22 protein-coding genes are annotated in these 21,689 nt (G+C 35.7%); 20 read left to right on the plus strand and 2 right to left on the minus strand.

Annotated elements, in window-relative coordinates:
- Positions 1 to 21: 21 nt before the first annotated feature.
- Entirely contained in the window at positions 22 to 285 is a 264-nt protein-coding gene (gene rpsT / locus BN38_RS00890) for a 30S ribosomal protein S20 (protein ID WP_044565034.1), read from the minus strand.
- A 154-nt stretch (positions 286 to 439) separates the two neighbouring features.
- Here rpsT and lepB point away from each other — a divergent pair, with 154 nt between their 5' ends.
- The 8 genes from lepB (at position 440) to BN38_RS00930 (ending at position 9,614) form a co-directional block, all read left to right on the plus strand.
- Entirely contained in the window at positions 440 to 1,054 is a 615-nt protein-coding gene (gene lepB / locus BN38_RS00895) for a signal peptidase I (protein WP_084593720.1), read from the plus strand.
- The gene (gene lepA, locus BN38_RS00900) at positions 1,055 to 2,872 is read left to right on the plus strand and encodes a translation elongation factor 4 (RefSeq protein ID WP_044565035.1); all 1,818 of its coding nucleotides are present in this window, start codon (positions 1,055 to 1,057) and stop codon (positions 2,870 to 2,872) included.
- Between the two features lie 90 nt (positions 2,873 to 2,962).
- Positions 2,963 to 3,916, plus strand: a complete 954-nt coding sequence (locus BN38_RS00905) for a 3-hydroxyacyl-CoA dehydrogenase (RefSeq protein ID WP_044565036.1) — start codon at positions 2,963 to 2,965, stop codon at positions 3,914 to 3,916.
- Positions 3,917 to 4,089: 173 nt separating this feature from the next.
- Entirely contained in the window at positions 4,090 to 4,590 is a 501-nt protein-coding gene (gene tnpA, locus BN38_RS00910) for an IS200/IS605 family transposase (protein WP_084593721.1), read from the plus strand.
- A 318-nt stretch (positions 4,591 to 4,908) separates the two neighbouring features.
- Positions 4,909 to 6,273: a tRNA uridine-5-carboxymethylaminomethyl(34) synthesis GTPase MnmE gene (mnmE, locus tag BN38_RS00915; protein WP_044565038.1), complete on the plus strand. Its 1,365-nt coding sequence runs from the start codon at positions 4,909 to 4,911 to the stop codon at positions 6,271 to 6,273.
- A complete protein-coding gene (gene mnmG / locus BN38_RS00920; RefSeq protein WP_044565039.1) occupies positions 6,263 to 8,155 on the plus strand; it encodes a tRNA uridine-5-carboxymethylaminomethyl(34) synthesis enzyme MnmG in 1,893 nt (630 codons plus the stop codon). Before mnmE ends, mnmG begins: the two co-directional genes overlap by 11 nt.
- Before the next feature lie 7 nt (positions 8,156 to 8,162).
- Positions 8,163 to 8,786 (plus strand): 16S rRNA (guanine(527)-N(7))-methyltransferase RsmG, encoded by a 624-nt coding sequence (rsmG, locus tag BN38_RS00925; protein WP_094777093.1) that lies wholly within the window; start codon positions 8,163 to 8,165, stop codon positions 8,784 to 8,786.
- A 69-nt stretch (positions 8,787 to 8,855) separates the two neighbouring features.
- Positions 8,856 to 9,614: a CPBP family intramembrane glutamic endopeptidase gene (locus tag BN38_RS00930; protein WP_049944408.1), complete on the plus strand. Its 759-nt coding sequence runs from the start codon at positions 8,856 to 8,858 to the stop codon at positions 9,612 to 9,614.
- 18 nt (positions 9,615 to 9,632) lie between these two features.
- Here the strand turns inward: BN38_RS00930 and BN38_RS00935 are convergent, their stop codons facing one another.
- Positions 9,633 to 10,580 carry an NAD(P)H-dependent flavin oxidoreductase gene (locus BN38_RS00935; protein ID WP_044565041.1) on the minus strand — a complete coding sequence of 316 codons (948 nt, stop codon included), beginning with the start codon at positions 10,578 to 10,580 and terminating at the stop codon, positions 9,633 to 9,635.
- 85 nt (positions 10,581 to 10,665) lie between these two features.
- Between BN38_RS00935 and BN38_RS00940 the strand changes: the two genes are divergently transcribed.
- The 12 genes from BN38_RS00940 to ftsH all read left to right on the plus strand — a co-directional run bounded on the left by BN38_RS00940 (position 10,666) and on the right by ftsH (position 21,660).
- Positions 10,666 to 11,880, plus strand: coding sequence for a CinA family nicotinamide mononucleotide deamidase-related protein (locus BN38_RS00940; RefSeq protein WP_044565042.1), 1,215 nt, complete (start codon positions 10,666 to 10,668; stop codon positions 11,878 to 11,880).
- Positions 11,858 to 12,817, plus strand: coding sequence for a ParA family protein (locus BN38_RS00945; protein WP_044565043.1), 960 nt, complete (start codon positions 11,858 to 11,860; stop codon positions 12,815 to 12,817). Before BN38_RS00940 ends, BN38_RS00945 begins: the two co-directional genes overlap by 23 nt.
- Entirely contained in the window at positions 12,810 to 13,670 is an 861-nt protein-coding gene (locus BN38_RS00950) for a ParB/RepB/Spo0J family partition protein (RefSeq protein WP_230197694.1), read from the plus strand. Before BN38_RS00945 ends, BN38_RS00950 begins: the two co-directional genes overlap by 8 nt.
- Before the next feature lie 18 nt (positions 13,671 to 13,688).
- Positions 13,689 to 14,252, plus strand: a complete 564-nt coding sequence (locus BN38_RS00955) for a cyclodeaminase/cyclohydrolase family protein (protein ID WP_044565044.1) — start codon at positions 13,689 to 13,691, stop codon at positions 14,250 to 14,252.
- Positions 14,249 to 14,725, plus strand: a complete 477-nt coding sequence (locus BN38_RS00960; protein ID WP_044565045.1) for a DUF4446 family protein — start codon at positions 14,249 to 14,251, stop codon at positions 14,723 to 14,725. The genes BN38_RS00955 and BN38_RS00960 overlap by 4 nt, the downstream gene beginning before the upstream one ends.
- 105 nt (positions 14,726 to 14,830) lie before the next feature.
- The gene (gene pta / locus BN38_RS00965) at positions 14,831 to 15,829 is read left to right on the plus strand and encodes a phosphate acetyltransferase (RefSeq protein WP_044565046.1); all 999 of its coding nucleotides are present in this window, start codon (positions 14,831 to 14,833) and stop codon (positions 15,827 to 15,829) included.
- 107 nt (positions 15,830 to 15,936) lie between these two features.
- On the plus strand, positions 15,937 to 17,280 hold the full coding sequence (locus BN38_RS00970; RefSeq protein ID WP_230197695.1) for a DUF1538 domain-containing protein: 1,344 nt from the start codon (positions 15,937 to 15,939) through the stop codon (positions 17,278 to 17,280).
- The gene (locus BN38_RS00975) at positions 17,280 to 17,885 is read left to right on the plus strand and encodes a P-II family nitrogen regulator (RefSeq protein WP_044565048.1); all 606 of its coding nucleotides are present in this window, start codon (positions 17,280 to 17,282) and stop codon (positions 17,883 to 17,885) included. The genes BN38_RS00970 and BN38_RS00975 overlap by 1 nt, the downstream gene beginning before the upstream one ends.
- A gap of 24 nt (positions 17,886 to 17,909) precedes the next feature.
- Entirely contained in the window at positions 17,910 to 18,218 is a 309-nt protein-coding gene (gene trxA, locus BN38_RS00980; RefSeq protein WP_044565049.1) for a thioredoxin, read from the plus strand.
- Positions 18,218 to 19,102 (plus strand): NAD(P)/FAD-dependent oxidoreductase, encoded by an 885-nt coding sequence (locus BN38_RS00985; RefSeq protein WP_044565050.1) that lies wholly within the window; start codon positions 18,218 to 18,220, stop codon positions 19,100 to 19,102. The genes trxA and BN38_RS00985 overlap by 1 nt, the downstream gene beginning before the upstream one ends.
- 113 nt (positions 19,103 to 19,215) lie before the next feature.
- Positions 19,216 to 19,686, plus strand: a complete 471-nt coding sequence (locus BN38_RS00990) for a MarR family winged helix-turn-helix transcriptional regulator (RefSeq protein ID WP_044565051.1) — start codon at positions 19,216 to 19,218, stop codon at positions 19,684 to 19,686.
- Entirely contained in the window at positions 19,687 to 21,660 is a 1,974-nt protein-coding gene (gene ftsH, locus BN38_RS00995; protein ID WP_044565052.1) for an ATP-dependent zinc metalloprotease FtsH, read from the plus strand.
- The last annotated feature ends 29 nt before the right edge of the window (positions 21,661 to 21,689 follow it).

Genomic DNA, 21,689 nt, shown 5'->3' on the forward strand with positions numbered 1-21,689 from the left:
TACTGATAATTACTCATATTATTATTGAGCGTTATTTAGTGCTCTTTGAAGTCTAGATGTTGTTCTAGCCACTTTATTTTTGTGGAATATATTTTTAGCTTCTGCTTGTTTCATTCTTTTGTCAACGTGCATGAAAATTTCGCGAGCTTTGTCTACATCTCCAGCTTCAATTGCTTCATCAAATTTTCTGATGTAAGTTTTAACTTCAGATTTGCGAGCTTTGTTTTTAAGAGTATCTCTTTTTGTTGTTTCAATTCTCTTTTGAGCTGATTTAATATTAGCCATTATTTCACCCTCTTTCTTTTCTACTATTTTTGCTTGACTGGTTTATTCTACCATAAACAAACGAAACTTACAAGTTATCTGGATTTTTTTGTCTAGATTTTTGTAGTTTTGCAAATATAGTTTATAATATAATAAGAAATGAGAGGAATATATAATGACTGAAGAAAAAATCTATGTCCCAAATGATGGTGGGAACAATAATAATGACAAAAAAGAAAATTTAACAGACATAATATTAGATTGGGTGAAGACCATAGCTGTAGCCCTCTTGATAGCAACTGTTATAAAGATGTTCTTGGTTGATGCTACTAAGGTGTCCGGCTTTTCTATGCAAAATACCCTCTACCATGATGATATGCTCTTGGTAGATAAGATTGGACCTCGTTTTAACGATTACCATAGGGGAAATATTGTAATCCTAAAGGCTCCTGATGATCTTAATAAACTTTATGTTAAAAGAGTTATTGGTGTGCCTGGGGATACTATAGAACTTAAGGACGAGAAAGTTTATCTAAATGGAAATGAACTTGACGAAACATATACTTCTGTTGACTACACTTTGCCAGAGGCTGATGGAACTTTTTGGACACTCGGCGAAGATGAGTATTTTGTAATGGGAGATAATAGGGAAGAAGGAGCTAGCAATGATTCTAGAAACTTTGGACCTGTTATGAAAAAGGATATAGTAGGCCATGCATTTTTGAGATTTTATCCTTTTGATGACTTTGGTAAAATAGATAATAACCCATATGGAAATGAGACTAAGTAGATGACAAAGAGAAAAGAAAATATAAGGAATTTCTCCATCATAGCTCACATAGACCATGGTAAATCCACCCTTGCTGATAGGCTGATTGAAAAATCAGAACACATATCACAAAGGGATATGACCAACCAAATGCTAGATGACATGGATTTAGAACGTGAGCGTGGTATAACAATTAAGCTTAAGTCAATTAAGATTCACTATAAGGCTAATGATGGTAATATTTATGATTTAAACTTAATAGACACCCCAGGCCATGTGGACTTTAATTACGAAGTTTCAAGATCACTTAAGGCTTGTGAAGGTGCGATTCTTGTAGTAGATGCTAGCCAAGGGGTAGAGGCACAAACCCTAGCCAATACCTACCTTGCCTTAGAACAAGATTTGGAAATATTGCCGGTACTAAACAAAATTGATCTACCTTCTGCTAGAGCTGATGAAATAAAAGCAGAAATTGAAAGCCAGATTGGTCTAGATACTGAGGGCATACCCCTAGTTTCTGCAAAGACAGGCTTAAATATAGAAGATGTTTTGGAAGACATAGTGACAAATGTCCCAGCTCCAGAAGACCACGATGATAAGCCACTAAAGGCTCTAATCTTTGATTCTTATTACGATTCCTACCGTGGAGTAATATGCTATGTCAGAGTTTTTGAAGGAGTGGTAAAACCTGGTGATGAGATAAAGATGATGAATACTGGTAAGACCTACGAAGTAAATACAGTAGGATATACCATGAAAAATCGTATAGAAACTAAGGAACTAAGGTCTGGTGATGTAGGTTTTATAGAAGCTTCTATCAAGGAAGTAAAAGATGCTAGAGTTGGTGATACCATAACCCTAGCAGATGATCCTACTGAAAAAGCTTTATCTGGCTATAAGGAAGTACTTCCTATGGTTTATTCTGGTATATATCCGGCTGAGGGTGAAAGTTTTGATAAACTTCGCGATGCCCTAGAAAAGCTTCAAGTAAATGATGCGGCCCTAGTATTTGAGCAAGAAAACTCCCAAGCTCTTGGTGTAGGTTTGCGTTCAGGATTTTTGGGACTGCTCCACATGGACATCATAACTCAAAGGTTAGAGCGTGAATATGACCTAAATATCATAGCAACGGCACCATCAGTTATATATAGGATCAAAACCAAGGGCAATGATGAAGAGATAGAAATACAAAACCCGAATGACTTCCCAGATCCTGCTATAATTGACTATATCAAAGAGCCAGTCACAAGGGCTGAAATTATAACTCCATCTGACTATATAGGCCAGGTTATGAATCTTGCCCAAAATAGGCGTGGGGAACTTATAGATATGACCTATATTGACGAGACTAGGGTTTCCATCAAATACAAAATTCCACTAAACGAAGTAATATATAACTTCTTTGATAGTTTAAAATCTAGGACTCGTGGCTATGCTTCCCTGGATTATGAGCTAATAGGATACAAGGAATCAGATCTAGTAAAACTAGAAATTCTAATCAACGATGAAGTGGTAGATGCCCTTTCAATCATAGTTCACAGAGATAGCGCCTATACTAGGGGCCGTGGCATAGTTGAAAAGCTCAAAGATGAGATACCACGCCAACAATTTGCTATACCAATCCAAGCTGCTATAGGTGGTAAGATTATTGCAAGGGAAACTGTAAAGGCTCTAAGAAAAGACGTTATTGCCAAGTGTTATGGGGGAGATATCTCCAGAAAGAAAAAGCTTCTTGAAAAACAAAAAGAAGGTAAAAAACGTATGCGTCAACTGGGCAGCGTAGCAGTCCCACAAGATGCCTTCCTTGCAGTACTTAAATATGACGACGACGAAAAATAAAAAACTTTTAATAGCCGTTTTTTAATATTTATCTTTATTTTAGATTATGTTATAATAATAACAAAGATAGAAAGATAGGAGGATATAAATATGGAAATAAAAAATGTAACAATTGCTGGCGGTGGAGTATTAGGTGCACAAATTGCATATGCAGCAGCCTTTCATGGATTTAATGTGACCATTTGGGGTAGAAGTGAAGGTTCTATAGAAAGAGTAAAGCCAAGAATTGATAGTATTTACAATATGTATACTAAAGAATTGGCCATAGCTCCAACTTATATTGGAAGTGAAAACCCTAATTACCCAAGGTCATTTTTTGCTGACAAGTCTGAGATAACAGAAGCAAGAATAGAAGAATTAAAGGCTAAAAATGAAGAAGTCTATGCCAATATGAAGTATTCCACAGACCTAGAAGAATCTGTAAAAGATTCTGATCTAGTAATAGAAGCTATTGCTGAGATTGTTGAAGAAAAGAAAGCTTTCTATGAAAAAATGGCTCCATTCTTAAAAGATGATGCTATTATAGTTACAAATTCATCAACCCTATTGCCATCTACCTTTAGAGAATATACAGGTAGGGAAGACAAATTCCTAAGTCTACACTTTGCAAACAATATCCACAGACAAAACCTTGCTGAGGTCATGAGACATGATAGGACTAGTGATGAATCTTTTGAAGCAGTAGTACAATTTGCCAAAGACATTGGCATGTATCCTGCTATTATCAATAAAGAACAACCAGGTTATATTCTAAACTCAATCCTTGTTCCACTAATAAATGCAGGACTGAAACTATATGGAGATGACATAGCAAGTCCAGAAGATATAGATATGGACTGGAAGATAGGAACAGGCTCTCCACGTGGACCATTTGAAATCATTGACATAGTAGGAATTACAACAGTAATTAACATCACAAGCGCAAACCCAGAAGCCAAGGATCAAAATTCTGCCCTTGGAAAAGCTGTTGCAAAACTAAAAGAAAGAGCTGATAAGGGACTTAAGGGAATAGAAACAGGCGAAGGTTTCTACAAATATAAATAAATTATTGCATATTAAAAGTGGCCCAAGAGCCACTTTTTTATATTGCTTCACTTAAGTGAGTTGAGCGAACGAATGTGAGCGAAACAAAAAACCACCTGCTATGCAGGTGGAGGAATTAAGCTTTAGCTTCAAGACCAAAAAATTCTCACTTGTAATATAATTGTGATAACCACATGCACAATAAAAACAAGGAGAATAAATTGGACAACAATAGTTTATCACATACAAAATGGAGATGTAAATATCATATAGTATTTGCCCCTAAATTTAGAAGACAAGAAATATATGGGAAACTAAAAAAAGACATAGGTCAAATACTACGAGAACTATGTCAAAGAAAAGGAATAAACATAATAGAAGCGGAGCAGTGCCCAGATCATGTCCATATGCTTATAGAAGTACCACCAAAATATAGTATCTCAGAAATAATGGGATATCTAAAAGGAAAAAGTTCACTAATAATATTTGATCGACACGCAAACTTAAAATATAAATATGGAAACAGACATTTCTGGTGTAGAGGTTATTACGTGGATACAGTAGGGCGAAATGAGAAAATGATAAAAGAATATATACAAAATCAACTAAAAGAAGACTATTATGCGGATCAAATAAGTATCAAGGAATACTATGACCCGTTTACGGGAGAGTCAGTAAAAAGAAGCAATAAATAAACTGCTTAAGCAGAAGCTGAGAAAGTGGTGCATGTGGAGATAATACTCGGAGCCCCAATAGGGGCGTGCCGGTATTCGCGCCTTCTAGGCGCTGTGGAAACTACCAGCTAAGCTGGTAGTTCTGATTGTCTTTTTTATCCTTACAAGACATGAAAAGTTCACGATATTTTTCATAGTAATCTTAGAATTCTTCCTTGACTTTATTGTCATTTGCATTTATCAAAAGCCTAGAAAACATTGACATTTTAATATTTTCGCTTATAATCTTTATGTTACAAACCACGGGTCAAAGACGTGGATATACGAAAAGGAGAATATATGAGTGAAGCTACTATAGCAGCAATTTCCACTCCAACTGGTACCGGTGGTATATCCATTGTTAGGATGAGTGGAGATAAGAGCAAAGAAATAATTGATAAAATATTCTCTCCTCTTGCTGGTGGTCCAATAGATAGAAAAAAGGACAACCGCAGGATGAGATATGGAAATATTGTGGACGGAGATGAAGTCATAGATGAGGTTATGGTTTCCTTTATGGCAGGGCCTGCCACCTACACACGCGAAGATATCGTAGAGATCAATTGCCACGGTTCCTTTATTTCTGTCAAAAAGATATTAAACTTAGTTTTGGATTCTGGGGCAGTTTTAGCTGAGCCTGGTGAATTTACCAAACGTGCCTTTTTAAATGGTAGGATAGACCTATCCCAAGCTGAGGCAGTTTTGGATATTATTAATTCCACCAACGACATGAGTCAAGCCCAAGGAATTAATCAACTACGTGGGTCATTAAAAGACGAGATTGAAAAAATAAGACAATCCTTGCTTGAGGCCCTATCACGTCTGGAGTACTCTATAAACTTCACAGAAGATGGCGAAGATCTAGAACCAGATGAGATAATAGCCTATATGGACCAGGCCAAATACCTAATTGACAAATTATTAAACACTTCCAATAAGGGGAAAATTATAAAAGATGGTATAAATACAACTATTATCGGCAAGCCAAATGTGGGCAAGTCTTCCCTATTAAATGCCCTCTTAAAAGAAAATCGTGCCATAGTTACAGATATTCCTGGGACTACTCGTGATTTGATCAGTGAATATATCAACCTTGGATCTTTTACCCTAAAAATAAACGATACAGCTGGTATCCGTGATACAGAAGATATAGTAGAAAAAATTGGTGTAGATAAGTCAATTGAACTTTCCCAATCTAGTGATCTTATCATAGCTATTTTTGATGCATCAAGAGAGTTTGACCATGAAGACGAAAAAATCCTAGACCTTATCAAGGATAAAAACACTATCATAATCTTAAATAAGCAAGATTTATCTACTAAATTTGATAAATCAAAATTTGCTATGGACCTACCTATTATCGAAGCTTCCATGACAGAAAATATTGGCATAGATAAGCTGGAAGAAACCATAACAGATATCTTTGATACAAGTGAGATCAACCGCGAGTCTATTTTGATTACAAACACTCGCCACGAAAGATTATTAAACTCTGCGAGAGAAAAATTAGCTTCTTCCCTTAATGATATAAGGATAGGCATACCTCTTGATGCAGTTGAAGTTGACCTAAGAGGGTCATATGACGACTTGGGTTTGATAATTGGTCAATCAGTTTCAGATGAGATAATGGATAAAGTATTTAAGGAGTTTTGTGTTGGAAAATAAATATGTACAAAAATCCTATGATGTAGTTGTAATTGGCGCAGGCCATGCAGGTTGTGAAGCAGCCCTAGCTTCTGCTCGCTTGGGCATGTCTACCCTAATCCTTACAACAAGTCTAGAGTCAATCGCCGATATGCCTTGTAACCCAAACATAGGTGGAACAGGCAAGGGTCACTTAGTACGTGAAGTTGACGCCTTGGGCGGACAAATGGCTAAGGTAATTGATGCGACTTTCATACAATCTAGGATGCTAAATACCAGTAAGGGTCCAGCTGTTCACTCACTTAGAGTTCAAGCTGACAAGAGAAAGTATCACGAAGTAATGAAAAAAGTCCTAGAAGATGAAGAAAACATCGACATCTTCGAGCAAGAAGTTGATAAGATAAATTATGAAGATGGCAAAATTGTTTCATGTGAAACAATCCAAGGAGCGATCTTTCCATGCAAGGCTGTCATAGTTTGTACAGGAACTTATCTCAATGGAAAGATTCTTATAGGAGAATTTGAAAAAGTTTCTGGTCCACACGGACTTTCTGCAGCAACTTACCTTTCTGATTGCCTAGAAGATATGGGCTTTTTCTTAAGACGTTTTAAGACAGGAACTCCAGCAAGGGTGGATCGCAAGACTATAGACTTTTCTAAAACAGAAGTTCAAGCAGGTGATGGAGAGATTGTTCCATTTTCTTTTGCTAACGAAGATTTAGATTTTTCTGGAGCTAAACAAGAAAATTGCTATCTAACCTATACAACACCTGAGACAAAGAAAATCATCATGGATAATATCGATCGCTCCCCTATTTATGGTGGTAAGGTAAAAGGAATCGGACCTCGTTATTGTCCATCCCTTGAAGACAAGATGATTAGATTTGCAGATAGGGATACCCACCAGATTTTCTTAGAACCAGAGTCTTTGTCAACTGATGAAATCTACGTTCAAGGTGCATCTTCATCTATGCCTCAAGAAGTTCAGATGGAATTTTACAAAACTATCAACGGTCTAGAAAACGCCAAGATAATGAGACCGGCCTATGCCATCGAATACGATATGATCGACACACGTGAGCTTAACCTTACTTTGGAATCAAAGGCTTATTCTGGCTTATATTTTGCTGGCCAAATCAATGGATCTAGTGGCTATGAAGAAGCTGCCAGCCAAGGTCTTATGGCAGGAATAAATGCAGCCTTAAAAATCAAGGGCCAAGATCCATTTATCCTTGACCGTTCAGATGCTTACATTGGTGTTCTTATAGATGACTTGGTAACTGAGGGAACTAATGAGCCTTATAGAATGATGACAAGTAGGTGTGAATACCGCTTGACCTTACGCCAAGATAACGCCGATCATAGGCTAACAGAAAAAGGCTACAAGATTGGTTTGGTTGATGAAGAACGCTATCAAAAAATGCTTAGCAAATACCAAGCTATTGAGAATGAAAAAGCAAGACTTAAAAAAATAATGATGACGCCAACAAAAGAAACCAATCAAAAGTTAGAAGAATTTGGATCAAACCCACTTGTAACTGGAGTTTCTTTATACGATTTAATAAAAAGACCAGAACTAGATTATAAAGTTCTAGAAGTATTTGACCCTGATAGACCAGAGCTTCCAAAGTTCCAACAAATCCAAGTTCAAACTGAAATCAAATACGAGGGCTATATTGCCAAACAAATGGCTGATATAGAGAAATTTAAAAAACTTGAAGCAAAGAAATTGCCAGAAGATATAGACTATGAAAAGATTGCTGGTCTTAAAAAAGAAGCAGCTAGCAAGCTAAATGAAATCAAACCATCTTCAGTTGGACAAGCAAGCAGGATTTCCGGAGTAAGTCCTGCAGATATAAATGTTTTGCTCATAAGATTAAAGACAGGAGAAGTTAGTGGATAAGGAAAAAATGTATGAAATTTATACCAACTACTTATTGGAAGTAAATTCTCATACCAATTTAACAAGTATTACGGATCCTAAGGAAATTGAAATAAAACACTACCAAGACTCACTTTCTGTTTTGCCTTATATAAAGGAAGGTTCTAAGGTTTTGGATATAGGAGCCGGGGCAGGATTTCCCGGCATACCCTTACGTATAGAAAAAGACATAGACCTAACACTTATAGATAGTGTAAACAAAAAAGTTAACTTTATGAATGAAGTAATAGAAAAGCTTGGTCTTGATAAGGCCATTGCTATTCATACAAGGGCAGAAGATTTTGCTAAGGAAAAACGTGAAACTTACGATGTAGTTGTAAGTCGTGCTGTAGCAAATATGTCCACCCTATCAGAATACTGCCTACCTTTCTTAAAAACTGGCGGCATATTTGTAGCATTAAAAGGTCCTAAGGCTAATGAGGAATTAGAACAAGCTAAAAACGCAATAAAGATCTTGGGAGGCAAGGTTAAAAAAATTGACCGCTTTGACCTAGATGGCAACGAGAGAGTAAATGTTATCGTCGATAAAGTTCATCCTACAAAAAAACAATATCCAAGGGGAAAGAATCTCCCTAAAAAGAATCCTTTGTAAAATTCAAAGGATTTTTTTGTTTCACATGAAACATTTGGGTATATATGTAAAAAACATGAAAGGATTATTATGAGCAAAACAAAGGAATTTTTAAAAATTATTGGAAGTCTAGTCCTGCTTATTATTTTAACAGCACTTGTTGGAGTTTTTCTAGGTTGGGCAGGATTTAATCCTAATACTCCCGGTGCAGGGATTATCGCCGTACTACTCTCACAACTTATTTTTGGGATTTGTACTTATTTAATTATTAAGAAAAAAGATATAGATATCAAAGACAGGGGTATTCTAAAAGACTCTTGGAAGATGATAATTATTGGTCTTGGAACAGCTGGTTTTGGAAATATACTTTTAAGCCAGGTAGTAATGGCCCTTGGTGAAGATAATGCTTTGATAAAAAATTCATATGATTTGCTAAACACAGCTTTTGGCACAACCAATACATTTGAAACTGTGATTCAAATATTAGTATTGGTTATCGTAGCACCTATTGTAGAAGAGTATCTTTTCAGAGGATATGTATTTACAGAATGTAAGAAGATGTTTTCTTTAACAGCATCACTTATTCTAAATGGTTTGCTTTTTGGCCTCTTTCATATGAACTTATTGCAAGGGATAAATACATTTTTCTTAGCAATTGTTCTATCATTAATTTACTATCATAGGGCAAATATAAAGGATAATATTTTAGTTCATATGACTAATAATGCAGTGGCTGTTTTGCCAGCATTTTTCCCGCAAGCATTTACATTCATAACGGGCATAACTATTATTTCTATAATACTTGGTCTATACTTTTTGGTAAAAATTTGCAGAGAAAAATCAGCCTAAGAAGGCTGATTTTTTATCTTAGAAAAACTTCTTTGCTTTTTCAATATTTTCTAAGGCTTTATTGTATTCTTCCTTTATTTCTTCAAATATTTCTGCAACACTTTGTTTTTTATCTATTAGACCTATAGATGTACCAGCCATCATTGATCCTGTTTTTCTATCGCCTTCAAATACGGCACGTTTTAAAGTGCCTGTGTAAAGTTCTATAAATTCTTCTTCACTTGCTCCGCGTTTTTCATATTCCAAACTTTGTTTAGTCATATCATTTGCTATTTGTCTTACTGGATCTCCGGCCAAAGTTCCTGTGATATCTGTTTCGTACTCTTTGGCATCTATAATTGCCTCCTTGTAACCATCGTGAACTTCACATTCATCAGCTACTAAAAATCTTGTTCCCATTTGCACTCCAGCTGCTCCCATAACTTGGGCTGCAAGTACTTGAGCGCCATCAGCGTACCCTCCTGCAGCTACTACTGGAAGTTTGGTAGCCTTGATAGTTGGTATGAGGGAAGCCATAGATGTTGCTTTAGATAAGTGACCTCCTGCTTCAAGACCTTCTAGTATTACACCATCTGCTCCAAGGTCTTCACATTTTTTGGCCATTTTTGAATTACCAATCAAACAATATACTGTTTTACCCGCTTCTTTTAATATAGGAACATATTTGGCAGGATTTCCACCAGAAATAGTTACGAATTTTACATCTGAGTTTTTGATAAATTCTAATTTCTCTTCTCTGTCTGGCTCAATTAAAACTAGGTTAACTCCAAAGTATTTGTCATCATCTATCAATCCTTTTGCAATTTCATATTCTTTTATAAATTCATCGGTAAAAAGTCCGCCTGTTCCTACTAAGCCTAGACCACCTGCATTTGAAACTGCTGCTGCTAATTTACCACGCGATATGCGCGCCATCCCACCTTGAATGATAGGATATTTGATATTTAATAATTCTGCTATATTCATATATTTCTCCTTTGCTAAGTTTATACCCTATTATATTTTTTCATATCATATCTTTGTGGTATACTATATTAGAAATGGAGTAATTATGGATGCACAAATTTTTTCTATAGGAACAGAAATATTACTGGGAAATATAGTAGATACTAATTCAAAATTCATAGCAGAAAAATTAAGAGAATTAGGAATCAATTTATACAAGATGGAAACCGTTGGTGATAATTTTAATAGACTTGTAGAAGCCTTTAAAGCTTGCGATGGCAAGGTGGATTTTGTAATCACAAGTGGGGGACTTGGACCAACGCCAGATGATTTAACTAAGGAAGCTCTTATCACAGCTTTGGAACAAGATTCTGTACTTCACCAAGAATCATATGATGCCTTGGTAGATTATTTTAATGGAAGTAAGAAAAAGGCAGATGAGAATATCAAACAGGCAATGTTTCCAAAAGAAGCAATAGTTTTGAAAAATCCTGCTGGCACAGCTCCCGGAGGAATTTTTACTTCAAAGACAGGTACAAAATATATAATTATGCCAGGTCCACCAAATGAGATGGAGCTCATGTTTACAAATGAAGTAATGAAATTCCTACCTCATGATGCTTATATGAAGTCAGTATTTGCTCAAATTGCACTCTTGGGTGAATGGGAAATGGCTCAAAAAATAGATCTTGATAGAGAAAAACCTACTATTAGCCCATACATAACAAGCGAGGGACCAGTATTAAGAATTACTGCCAAAGATAAGAGTGAAGCTGAAGTTGATAGGCAGATTAAAAAGGGAATAGCAATAGTAGAAGAAAATCTTTCTCCCTATTTGATTACCTGTGAAGATATAAAAAAAGAAGAAGTGCTAATTAATTTGCTCAAAGAAAGAGAAGAATGCATATCAACAGCAGAGTCTATAACAGGTGGTCTTATTGCTTCGTCAATTATCGATATTCCTGGTGCAAGTGAAGTGCTAAAAGAATCTTATATAGTATATTCCAACCAAGCAAAAGAAAAACTATTAAATGTTTCATGTGAAACAATTAAGAAGCATGATGTAGTGAGTGAAGAAGTTTTAGTTCAAATGTTAGATGGCCTGTACCAAATAAGTCAAAGTGAACTTAGCATTGCAACTACAGGCTATGCCCACACAGGAGAGGTTTTTTTAGGGGTCTTATATAAAGGAAAGAAATACATAAAACACTTGCAACTTAATGGTGATAGAAACAGAGTAAGACTAAGAACAAAAAATCATGCTATAGATATGGCGATTTTAATTATGAGAGGTGTATATGAAAGTAATATCGGTATTTAATCAGAAGGGGGGAGTTGGAAAGACAACCACAGTTGTAAACCTAGCAGTAGCCCTTGCAAACTTATCTAAAAAAGTCTTGGTAGTAGATATAGATCCTCAAGCTAATACAACTTCCGGATTGGGTCTAGATAAGTACAATATAGATACTTCTTTGTATGACTTATTTTATGCCAATGAAGAAGTTGAAATGTCAGAAGATAGTGAAACTGTAGAAGAAGTTGGTGTTATTGCTAATGATGAAAGTGAAGAAGTAAATGACCAAGTAAATATAGAAGAAGTAAACAAAGAAACCTATGAAGTAGAAGAAGATGATTCTAATGAGGAAAAATCTGATCATTTGGAAGAGATAGAAGAACCGGAATCCATTGACATTAATGAATACATAAGTCAAACAAAATCAGGTGTAGATATTATCCCATCTGAAGCAGCTCTTTCTGGTCTAGAGGTTGAATTGGTAGCCCTTGATCCAATAGAGCGAACCCAACAATTAAAAGGATTGATTGCAGATATAGATGGTTATGACTATGTACTAATTGACTGCCCACCTTCTCTAGGTCTTCTGTCAATCAATGCTCTAGTTGCTAGTGATTCGATTGTAATTCCTGTACAGGCTGAATATTATGCTCTTGAAGGAATTTCTGAATTGATGAATACCTTTAATCTTGTAAAAAAACAACTTAATACAGACTTAGAAATAGAAGGTGTCCTACTAACGATGTTTGATAAGAGAACATATCTATCCTATGAAGTTGTTGAAGAAGTTAAATCATATTTTAAAGATAAGGTATTTAAGGTAATGATACCTAGAAACCCAAGACTAGCTGAAGCGCCTAGCCATGGACTTTCAACTATAGAATACGACATAAAATCACCTGGTGCTTATGCCTACCAAATCCTAGCTAATGAAATAAATGAAAGTGAGAGTGTAAATGAGTAATAGAAGAGCCTTAGGTAGAGGTCTTAATTCATTGATTCCAGAAAACAACAAGGAATTAAAACCAGTATTTAATTACAATAAAAAATCAGATGAAAAGAAAGAATCGACTAAAGAAGACTTATCCAAAGAAATTACTAGACTTCCGCTAGAAAAAATTAAGGCACGTGACAATCAGCCAAGAAAGTCATTTGATGATGAAAGTCTTAGTGATTTAGCTTCTTCTATAAAAGAATATGGACTACTAAATCCTATAGTTGTAACTAAAAAAGCTGACTACTACGAAATCCTTGCTGGTGAACGTAGGTACAGAGCTAGCAAACTTGCTGGTTTAGATGAAATAGATGCTATTGTAAAAGAATTTGGTCAAAAAAATGTTGATGTATTGTCATTAGTCGAAAACATTCAAAGAGAAGACCTTAAAGCACTTGAGGAAGCCCAAGCATACCAAAAGCTATCCAAGGACCATAAAATGACTCAAGAGCAGATAGCAAAAACTGTTGGTAAATCTAGATCATATATTGCAAATACCCTAAGACTATTAAATCTATATGATATAGAAAAAAGAGCCTTAAATGATGGGAAAATATCTCCAAGCCAAGCTAGAACTCTTTTATCAATTGAAGACCCTAATCAAAGAAGTTTAACATTGAATGATTTTATCAATGGCAGCACCAATATAAGAAAAGTTGAAAGAAAGGTTTCGACAAAAACAGAAAAAAAGAATCAGGTCCAAACATTGATGATATATTGTTTGAAGATTTGGAAGAAAAATTTATGGAAAAACTTGGTTCAAAGGTCAATGTCAAGAAATTTGGCAAGGCTTACAAGGTTACTATCGATTGTTATTCTATAGAGGATGTAGAAAAGATATATGACAAGCTCACAAAAGCTAATTGACATGGATATTGCGACTCTCATCAAACAAACTAGAGCTAAAGAAGCTAATCCTGGCGGGGGAGCAATCTTAATATTAATTTCAAATCTTGCCATAAATTTAATGCTTATGATGGACAAAAATGATTGGGGAGAATATAAAGAATTAGCAGATGTTTCACATGAAACAATTCTAAAATCTTCTGATAAACTTTCTATCTTAATGCAAGAGGATGTAGACAAATTTGACTTGCTTATGAAAGCATACAAGGATGGATCTTTAAATGATCGAAATTATATGGATGCATCTAGGCCTTTGCTAGATATGATTGATATTAATTTAGAGTCTATTGATGTATTAGGTTTTTATTTATCATATGGCAAAAAATCTACCCTTACTGATGGGCAGATAGCAAATGACTTGTTAAGAACGACAAGCCTTGCTGCCCTTCCAACAATAAAGTTAAATCTTGGTCAATTTGAAGAAGAAGACTCTATTAGAGAAAAAATTGAAAATCTTTATCATAAGAATAAGTTAATAATTGAAAGAAGGAATAAATGACAGCAGTATATGTTATTTTAGGAATCCTGGCAGTTCTAGTAGTTGTAGAATTTGCTATGATTCAGTCTATGAATAATAAACTTAGACGACAAAAACAAAGATATGATCACCTACTTAGGGGTACAAGTGAAGATGTAAATTTGGAAGAATTACTTTTGACTTTGAACGATCAAATTGAATCATCCAACAAACAATTGCGTTCAGTTGATCAAAGATCAATTGAAGCCAAGGATACAACTATGGGTGCTATATCCAATATGGCCGTTGTCCACTATAATGCTTTTGAGGGTCAAACATCTGAGCTATCTTTTTCCCTATGTTTGTTAGACAATTTCCACAATGGGATTATGCTTACAAATCTATACAGCAATGATGGATCAAATATATATTTAAAAGAAATAACAAACGGACAAACTAAGGTTGACCTATCAAAGCAAGAAGATGAGGCTTTAAAAAGAGCTAAGGGAATGTGAAAAGATTAACGATTATTTGTTTTCTCTTTTATTTATGAATCAAGGCTTGTTAATTACTAGCAATTGGGTATAAAATATAATAAGACTTTATAAATAGGAGGAATTATGTCAAATTCATCAATATTAGAGATGGCCACAAAGGCTATTGATGGAAAGAATCTAAAAATCGTTTTTCCAGAAGGTACAGATAAGAGAATCCTGGAAGCAGCTATTAAACACAAGGAAGAGGGACTAATACATCCAATTGTATTAGGTGATAAGGGTCAAATACAAAAAGTTGCAGATGAAAACGGCCTTCACTTAGGAGACCTAGAGATTGTGGATCCACAATATGACGAAAACTTTAACTTCCTAGTAGAAAAATTTGTTGAAGCAAGAAAAGGAAAAGCTACAACAATGGATGCTGAATATATGCTTAAAAAAGACAACAACTACTATGGAGTTATGTTGGTTAAAGCAGGTCTTGCAGATGGTATGGTATCAGGTGCTATAGGTACAACAGGTGATACTATTAGACCAGCCCTACAACTTATCAAGACAAAACCAGGAGTATCAAGAGTATCTGGAATCATGGTTATGATAGGACCAAATGGAGAACAATTAATATTTGCCGATACAGCTGTAAATATTACCCTTGAATCTCAAGAAATGGCAGAAGTTGCAGTAGAATCTGCAGAAACTGCTAGAGGATTTGGCATGGATCCAAGAGTTGCTCTACTATCATTCTCTACAAAGGGATCAGCAAAACACGACCTAGTAGATAAGGTAGTAAAAGCAACTAAAAAAGCTAAAGAGCTTGCACCAGACCTTCCACTTGATGGAGAATTACAATTTGATGCTGCAATAGATCCAACTACTGCAAAAAATAAAGCACCAAAATCTGATGTAGCTGGTACAGCAAATGTATTTGTATTCCCAGACCTACAAGCAGGTAATATTGGTTACAAGATTGCCCAAAGACTTGGTGGCTACAAGGCTCTAGGACCAATACTTCAAGGATTAAATGCACCAGTAAACGACCTTTCACGTGGATGTTCCGCTCAAGATGTTTACGAAATTGCAATAATCACAGCAAGCCAAGCAGTAAATAGCCAAATTTCTTAGACAGAGGATACTATAAAGGAGACAATCGAAAGGTTGCCTCTTTTTTTAAAAAACTTAAGGAGAAATTTATATTTTTTGAAAACATAAAGGAAAATACCAAGGCAGTTTTGCCTATAGTTATTTTGGTATACATATTAAATTTTTTTGTCGGTGTTTCGACAAATCTTCTAATAAAATTTACCCTTGGAGCGCTTGGAGTAATTATAGGCCTATCTATATTCCTATCTGGAGTTGATCTATCGGTTTCAAAGATAGGAACCATTATGGGTGATTTTTTGGGAAGATTTGATAAAATTATAAAAGTTATAATATTTGGAATCTTTATTGGTTTTATAATTTCTATTGCAGAGCCAGATCTATTAATACTTGCCAATCAAGTAAGCCAAGCAATAGGAATATCACCATTTCTTATAGTAATTATCATTTCCCTAGGTGTAGGACTTATGATTTCAATAGGCTTATATAGGATTTTTAAGGAGATCTCAATATCAAAACTTATGTGGATAATATATGCCATTGTATTTATACTAATGATTTTTACTAGCGATACTGGCCATGCTATAGCCTATGATGCCTCTGGTGCAACAACAGGCGCTATGACTACACCATTTATCATTGCCCTAGGCCTTGGCCTTGCCAACCTAAAGGGAGATATGAACGAAGATAACTCATTCGGCTTAGTTGGCATAGCTTCAACTGGACCAATTCTTGCAGGACTTGTGATGAGTTTATCTATAGGAGATAAGCCAATGGAGATAGCTGATATCGCTCATGCATCCGCCCTAGTATCTGGACTTAAAAACTCTACTTTTGCAATACTTCCGATTGCTATAGTGTTTTTTGCCATGAATGCATTTTATTTTAAACTATCAAAAAATGAGCTAGTAGAAATAACATTGGGACTTTTATACACCTACATTGGTCTAATAATATTTTTGACCTCGGTAGAAGGAGGCTTCATGGACTTGGCTAGAGAACTTGGCCAAGGGCTAAGTGATTCTAAATTTTTGCCAGTAGTAGCTTTTGTTATGGGTCTTGTAGTAGTCCTTGCAGAGCCGGCAGTGGCAGTATTGGCCGAGCAAGTAGAAGATGTTACAGCAGGTTCCATACCTAGAAAGAATATTTTACGTGCCCTATCCCTTGGCGTTGCTTTTGCGGTAATGCTTGCTATAATTAGGATAAAATCTGATGGATTTGCCCTATGGATGGTCATAGTGCCAGGATTCTTACTAAGTTTGATCCTATCAAGGAAAGTCCCACAAATATTTGCAGGAATTGCCTTTGACTCAGGTGGAGTAGCATCTGGACCAATGACAGCAACCTTTATCTTAGCCTTTTGCCAGGGAGTTGCTGGAAATGTTGCAGATGGTTTTGGGGTTATATCATTTGTAGCAATGATGCCAGTACTTACAATTATGATAATGGGTTACCTATACAAAGGAGGACATTAATGCAGCTATTAAGAGTGATAATGCCACGTGGAAAAGGCAGTGAATTTATGAAAATATTAAAGGATGATGGAGCCATGGGAATCACTTGTTTCTATGGTTATGGATCAGCCACCAGTGCTATATTAAACGCCCTCCATACAGATAGAATAAGAAAAGAAATAGTTATGGCCATCATGGATGAAGAAAAAAGTAAGAAAATCTTGGATGATATAAAGGAAAAATTGAGGCAGACAAATACAGCCATAGCATTCACATCGCCACTTGATTACAAAGGAGAAGACGAATTGAATATAGAATATGTAGCCATGTATGTAATAGTAGATAGGCAAGAAGGACAAAAAGCAGTAAAAATCGCCCAAGATAATGGAGCAAAGGGAGCAACCCTAGTCCACGGACGAGGAGCAGGTAGGCAGCAGAAGTCTATACTGCTAAATATGAACATAGAACCAGAAAAAGATATTGTAATAATGTTAGTAAAAAAAGAACTAATGGGCCCAATAAAAAATGCCATATATGAAGAAATGAATTTAGAAGATGAAAATAAGGGTATAATATATTCACTACCAGTAATGGAAGTGAGAGGATTAATAGAGCAAAATAATTGATTGCCTATATATAAGGAGAAAAAAATGCGTGAATTAGACTCAATGGAATTTGTTAACTTAGTAGAAAATGGATCTGGACTTGCTTTAGTTGATTTTAATGCAACATGGTGTGGACCATGCAAGATGCAAGCACCAATTCTTGAAGAACTATCTGAAGAAGTATCATATGATATCTATGGTATAGATGTAGATAATTCAAGCGATATAGCATCAAAATACAATGTAAATGCAGTACCATCACTAATGATTTTCAAAGATGGAGTCCTAAAAGAAACTCTAGTAGGTTTCCAAGCCAAAGATGTCCTAGAAAAGGCAATGGGAAAATACTTATAATGAGATATGACTTAGCAATTATAGGCGCTGGTCCAGCAGGACTTAGCGCCTTATTGAATGCAAAAATAAGAAATAAATCCGTAATAATCTTTGGCGCAGATTCACCTAGCCTGGAAAATAGCGAATCAATCAAAAACTATCTTGGATTTGGAGATGTTTCTGGTAAAGAATTAAATGATGCCTTCAAAAAATCATTAGAAGGCTATGATTACGACAAATCAGATCAAAAAGTTCAGCAAGTATATGCCATGGGCGATTATTTTGGCCTTATGCTAAAAAATAATGACATGGTAGAGGCCACATCAGTCATAGTTGCAACAGGTATAGAGCTTAAGAAAGATTTGATCAACGAAGATAAGTTTTTTGCCAAGGGAGTTTCCTATTGTGCGACCTGCGATGCAGCCTTATACAAGGGGAAGAAAGTTCTAGTCATTGGCTACAATGAAGAAAGTCTCGAGGAAACAAACTTTACCTCAGAGATAGTAGATGAGCTTATTTTTGTAAATATGTACAAGGATGATATCAAGCTAAATGACTCTATAAAGGTCATAAATGGTGAAGTTCCTGTAGAATTTATTGGAGAAGATAGGGCAAGTGTTTTAAAATTTAAGTCAGGAAAAGAGATTGCAGCTGATGGATTTTTCATAATAAGAGATTCATCAAAACCATCCCGTTTAGTTCCATCTATAGAAACAGATGATGAACACATCATAGTCCATGACAATTGCAGGACAAATATCCGTGGCCTATATGCAGCAGGAGATGTTGCTGGCAGACCTTATCAAATAAATAAGTCAGTTGGCCAAGGTCAAGTTGCGGCCCTTGATGCAGCAAAATATATTAGTTTGCTCAAGAAGGACAGCTTCGATAAATCTACTTGGTAAGCATAAAAAACTTTTTAAAAAAGAAGTCGTTTTATAAATAATATTTTATATTTGAAAATAATGAAAAATTATGTAAAATATAGCTAGATGAATATTTTTATCTAGGAGGAAGTATGGCTACAGAACATATTGATTTTTTTGAATTTAACAATTCTATATTCTCGATGATAAGAGAAATATCTCACAAAATAGATATATTATTACAAGATACTGCAACAGAGCTAGGAATAACAACCCTACAACTAAAGATGCTCATAACCCTATATTCAGCAGGCAAAGAAGTATCTATAGGAAACTTGGGCAAGGCCATTGGAGTGACTGGTGGAAATATATCAAATATATGCAAAAAACTAGAAAAACAAGGGTTCGTTGAAAGAATAAGATCTGTCGACGATGAGAGAGTTGTAAATGTTATTTTGACTGATAATGGAAAGTCAGCAGCAGAAAAAGTTGGTGTATACTTTGATCAAATCAGATCAGACATACCAAAAGATAATATAAATGTAAACTTGCAAACTATTGTTGATGAACTAGATGCTCTGGATGAACTACTTGATAACTATATCTCAAGGAGCGGATTATAGATGAACGATAAGAAAAATAAATCCAATAAACCCTTTTTATATTATTGGATTGTAGCGGTAGTATTATTTGTTATAATACGCTATGCCCTAAACCCAATTGCCGCAAAAGATGGCGCCAAAGAAGTATCTTACAGCCAATTTGTGTCAATGATTGAAAAAGACCAAGTAACAGAAGTATATAAGGACGACACCAAGTATACCTTCAAAGCCAAGGTTTATGGTGAAGAAAAAACTTACGAAACTGGTCTATGGGCAGATACAGACCTAACAGATAGGCTACTTGACGCCAAAAAAAGAAACGATAAATTGACCTTTGGCAAAAAAATAGAAACATCCATGAATCCATGGCTAACCCTATTTATAACCTCAATATTGCCACTATTTTTAATCTGGGGAATATTTTACTTTGCATCAAGGTCACTTACAAAGACAATGGGTGGCCGAGGCGGCGCCGACTTTATGAACTTTGGTAAGTCAAATGCCAAGATATATGTAGAAAACAAGACCGGCAAGACCTTTAAGGATGTAGCGGGCCAAGAAGAAGCCAAAGATTCTCTATTTGAAATAGTAGACTTTCTTCACAACCCTGGTAAGTACAAAGAGATTGGTGCCAAGGTTCCAAAGGGAGTACTATTAGTAGGACCTCCAGGAACAGGTAAGACCCTACTAGCAAAAGCGGTAGCGGGTGAAGCCAACGTGCCATTTTTCATCATCTCCGGATCAGAATTCGTTGAGATGTTTGTAGGACTTGGTGCAAGCAAGGTTCGTGACCTATTCAAACAAGCCAAAGAAAAGGCACCATGTATAGTATTTATAGACGAAATCGATGCTATAGGTAAAAAACGTGATGTATCTGGATATTCAGGTAACGACGAACGTGAGCAAACCCTAAACCAATTGTTAAACGAAATGGATGGATTCGATGCCACAGAGGGAGTAGTTCTTCTAGCTGCAACAAACAGACCAGAAATCCTAGACCCAGCCCTAACCCGTCCAGGACGTTTTGACAGACAAGTTCAAGTGGAACTTCCTGACAAAAAAGGCCGTGAGGACATATTAAAAGTACACGCAAAAGTTGTAAAACGTGAAGATGATATAGACTATGAAGAGATAGCAGCAAGAACTGCTGGTACAAGTGGTGCTGACCTTGCCAATATAGTAAATGAAGGTGCCTTACGTGCAGTTCGTGAAGGCCGCAAAAAGCTAAGCCAAGAAGACTTGGAAGAATCTATAGAAGTAGTGATAGCAGGACAACAAAAGAAAAATGCAGTTATTTCTGATGATCAAAAGAAAATCATTGCATACCATGAAGTAGGACACGCCCTAGTAGCAGCAATTCAAACTCACAAGACACCTGTTACAAAAATAACAATTGTTCCAAGAACAGGTGGAGCTTTGGGCTACACTATGACAGTAGACAAAGACGAAAAATACATCATGACCAAAGAAGAAATCTTTGATGAGATTTGTACCTTGGCAGGTGGACGTTCTGCAGAAGAGCTTATATTTAACACCAAGACTACTGGTGCAAGCAATGATATAGAACGTGCTACAGCTATGGCAAGATCAATGGTAACCATATATGGTATGGATGAAGACTTCGACTTTATGCAATTAGAACAAATCCAAGGTAGATACCTAGGAGGCGAGAGAGGACTAATAGTATCGAGTGGTACTGGAAATAAAATTGACGAAAAAGTTCAAAAAATTATTTCCGCTGCCCACATGAGAGCCATAGAAATCCTAAAAGATAATATGGATAAGCTTCACGAGATTGCAGACTTCTTACTAAAAGAAGAAACAATCACTGGTGAACAATTTATGGAAATCCTAAATCGCAAAAAAGATGAGCAAGTTGATAATGAAGAACTTTCAGAAAATACAAGTGTGGATTTAAATGATTTGGATGATGAAGTTGAAAGAGACGATCTTCCACCAATAAATGATGGAAATTTATCCGATATAGATGATTAATTATTGTACAATAGTACCAAGATAGCTTT

Source organism: Anaerococcus provencensis, assembly GCF_000312365.2.
Classification (GTDB): Bacteria; Bacillota; Clostridia; order Tissierellales; family Peptoniphilaceae; genus Anaerococcus; species Anaerococcus provencensis.

Bases quoted from the DNA above. Each gene is read 5' to 3' on its own strand.
- BN38_RS00950 (WP_230197694.1), top strand. From the start codon at position 12,810: ATGAGTAATAGAAGAGCCTTAGGTAGAGGTCTTAATTCATTGATTCCA.
- BN38_RS00990 (WP_044565051.1), top strand. From the start codon at position 19,216: ATGGCTACAGAACATATTGATTTTTTTGAATTTAACAATTCTATATTC.
- BN38_RS00955 (WP_044565044.1), top strand. From the start codon at position 13,689: ATGACAAGCTCACAAAAGCTAATTGACATGGATATTGCGACTCTCATC.
- rsmG (WP_094777093.1), top strand. From the start codon at position 8,163: ATGTATGAAATTTATACCAACTACTTATTGGAAGTAAATTCTCATACC.
- BN38_RS00940 (WP_044565042.1), top strand. From the start codon at position 10,666: ATGGATGCACAAATTTTTTCTATAGGAACAGAAATATTACTGGGAAAT.
- mnmE (WP_044565038.1), top strand. From the start codon at position 4,909: ATGAGTGAAGCTACTATAGCAGCAATTTCCACTCCAACTGGTACCGGT.
- lepB (WP_084593720.1), top strand. From the start codon at position 440: ATGACTGAAGAAAAAATCTATGTCCCAAATGATGGTGGGAACAATAAT.
- BN38_RS00960 (WP_044565045.1), top strand. From the start codon at position 14,249: ATGACAGCAGTATATGTTATTTTAGGAATCCTGGCAGTTCTAGTAGTT.
- BN38_RS00975 (WP_044565048.1), top strand. From the start codon at position 17,280: ATGCAGCTATTAAGAGTGATAATGCCACGTGGAAAAGGCAGTGAATTT.
- trxA (WP_044565049.1), top strand. From the start codon at position 17,910: ATGCGTGAATTAGACTCAATGGAATTTGTTAACTTAGTAGAAAATGGA.
- rpsT (WP_044565034.1), bottom strand. From the start codon at position 285: ATGGCTAATATTAAATCAGCTCAAAAGAGAATTGAAACAACAAAAAGA.
- BN38_RS00985 (WP_044565050.1), top strand. From the start codon at position 18,218: ATGAGATATGACTTAGCAATTATAGGCGCTGGTCCAGCAGGACTTAGC.
- lepA (WP_044565035.1), top strand. From the start codon at position 1,055: ATGACAAAGAGAAAAGAAAATATAAGGAATTTCTCCATCATAGCTCAC.
- BN38_RS00905 (WP_044565036.1), top strand. From the start codon at position 2,963: ATGGAAATAAAAAATGTAACAATTGCTGGCGGTGGAGTATTAGGTGCA.
- BN38_RS00930 (WP_049944408.1), top strand. From the start codon at position 8,856: ATGAGCAAAACAAAGGAATTTTTAAAAATTATTGGAAGTCTAGTCCTG.
- BN38_RS00935 (WP_044565041.1), bottom strand. From the start codon at position 10,580: ATGAATATAGCAGAATTATTAAATATCAAATATCCTATCATTCAAGGT.
- tnpA (WP_084593721.1), top strand. From the start codon at position 4,090: ATGCACAATAAAAACAAGGAGAATAAATTGGACAACAATAGTTTATCA.
- ftsH (WP_044565052.1), top strand. From the start codon at position 19,687: ATGAACGATAAGAAAAATAAATCCAATAAACCCTTTTTATATTATTGG.
- BN38_RS00945 (WP_044565043.1), top strand. From the start codon at position 11,858: ATGAAAGTAATATCGGTATTTAATCAGAAGGGGGGAGTTGGAAAGACA.
- pta (WP_044565046.1), top strand. From the start codon at position 14,831: ATGTCAAATTCATCAATATTAGAGATGGCCACAAAGGCTATTGATGGA.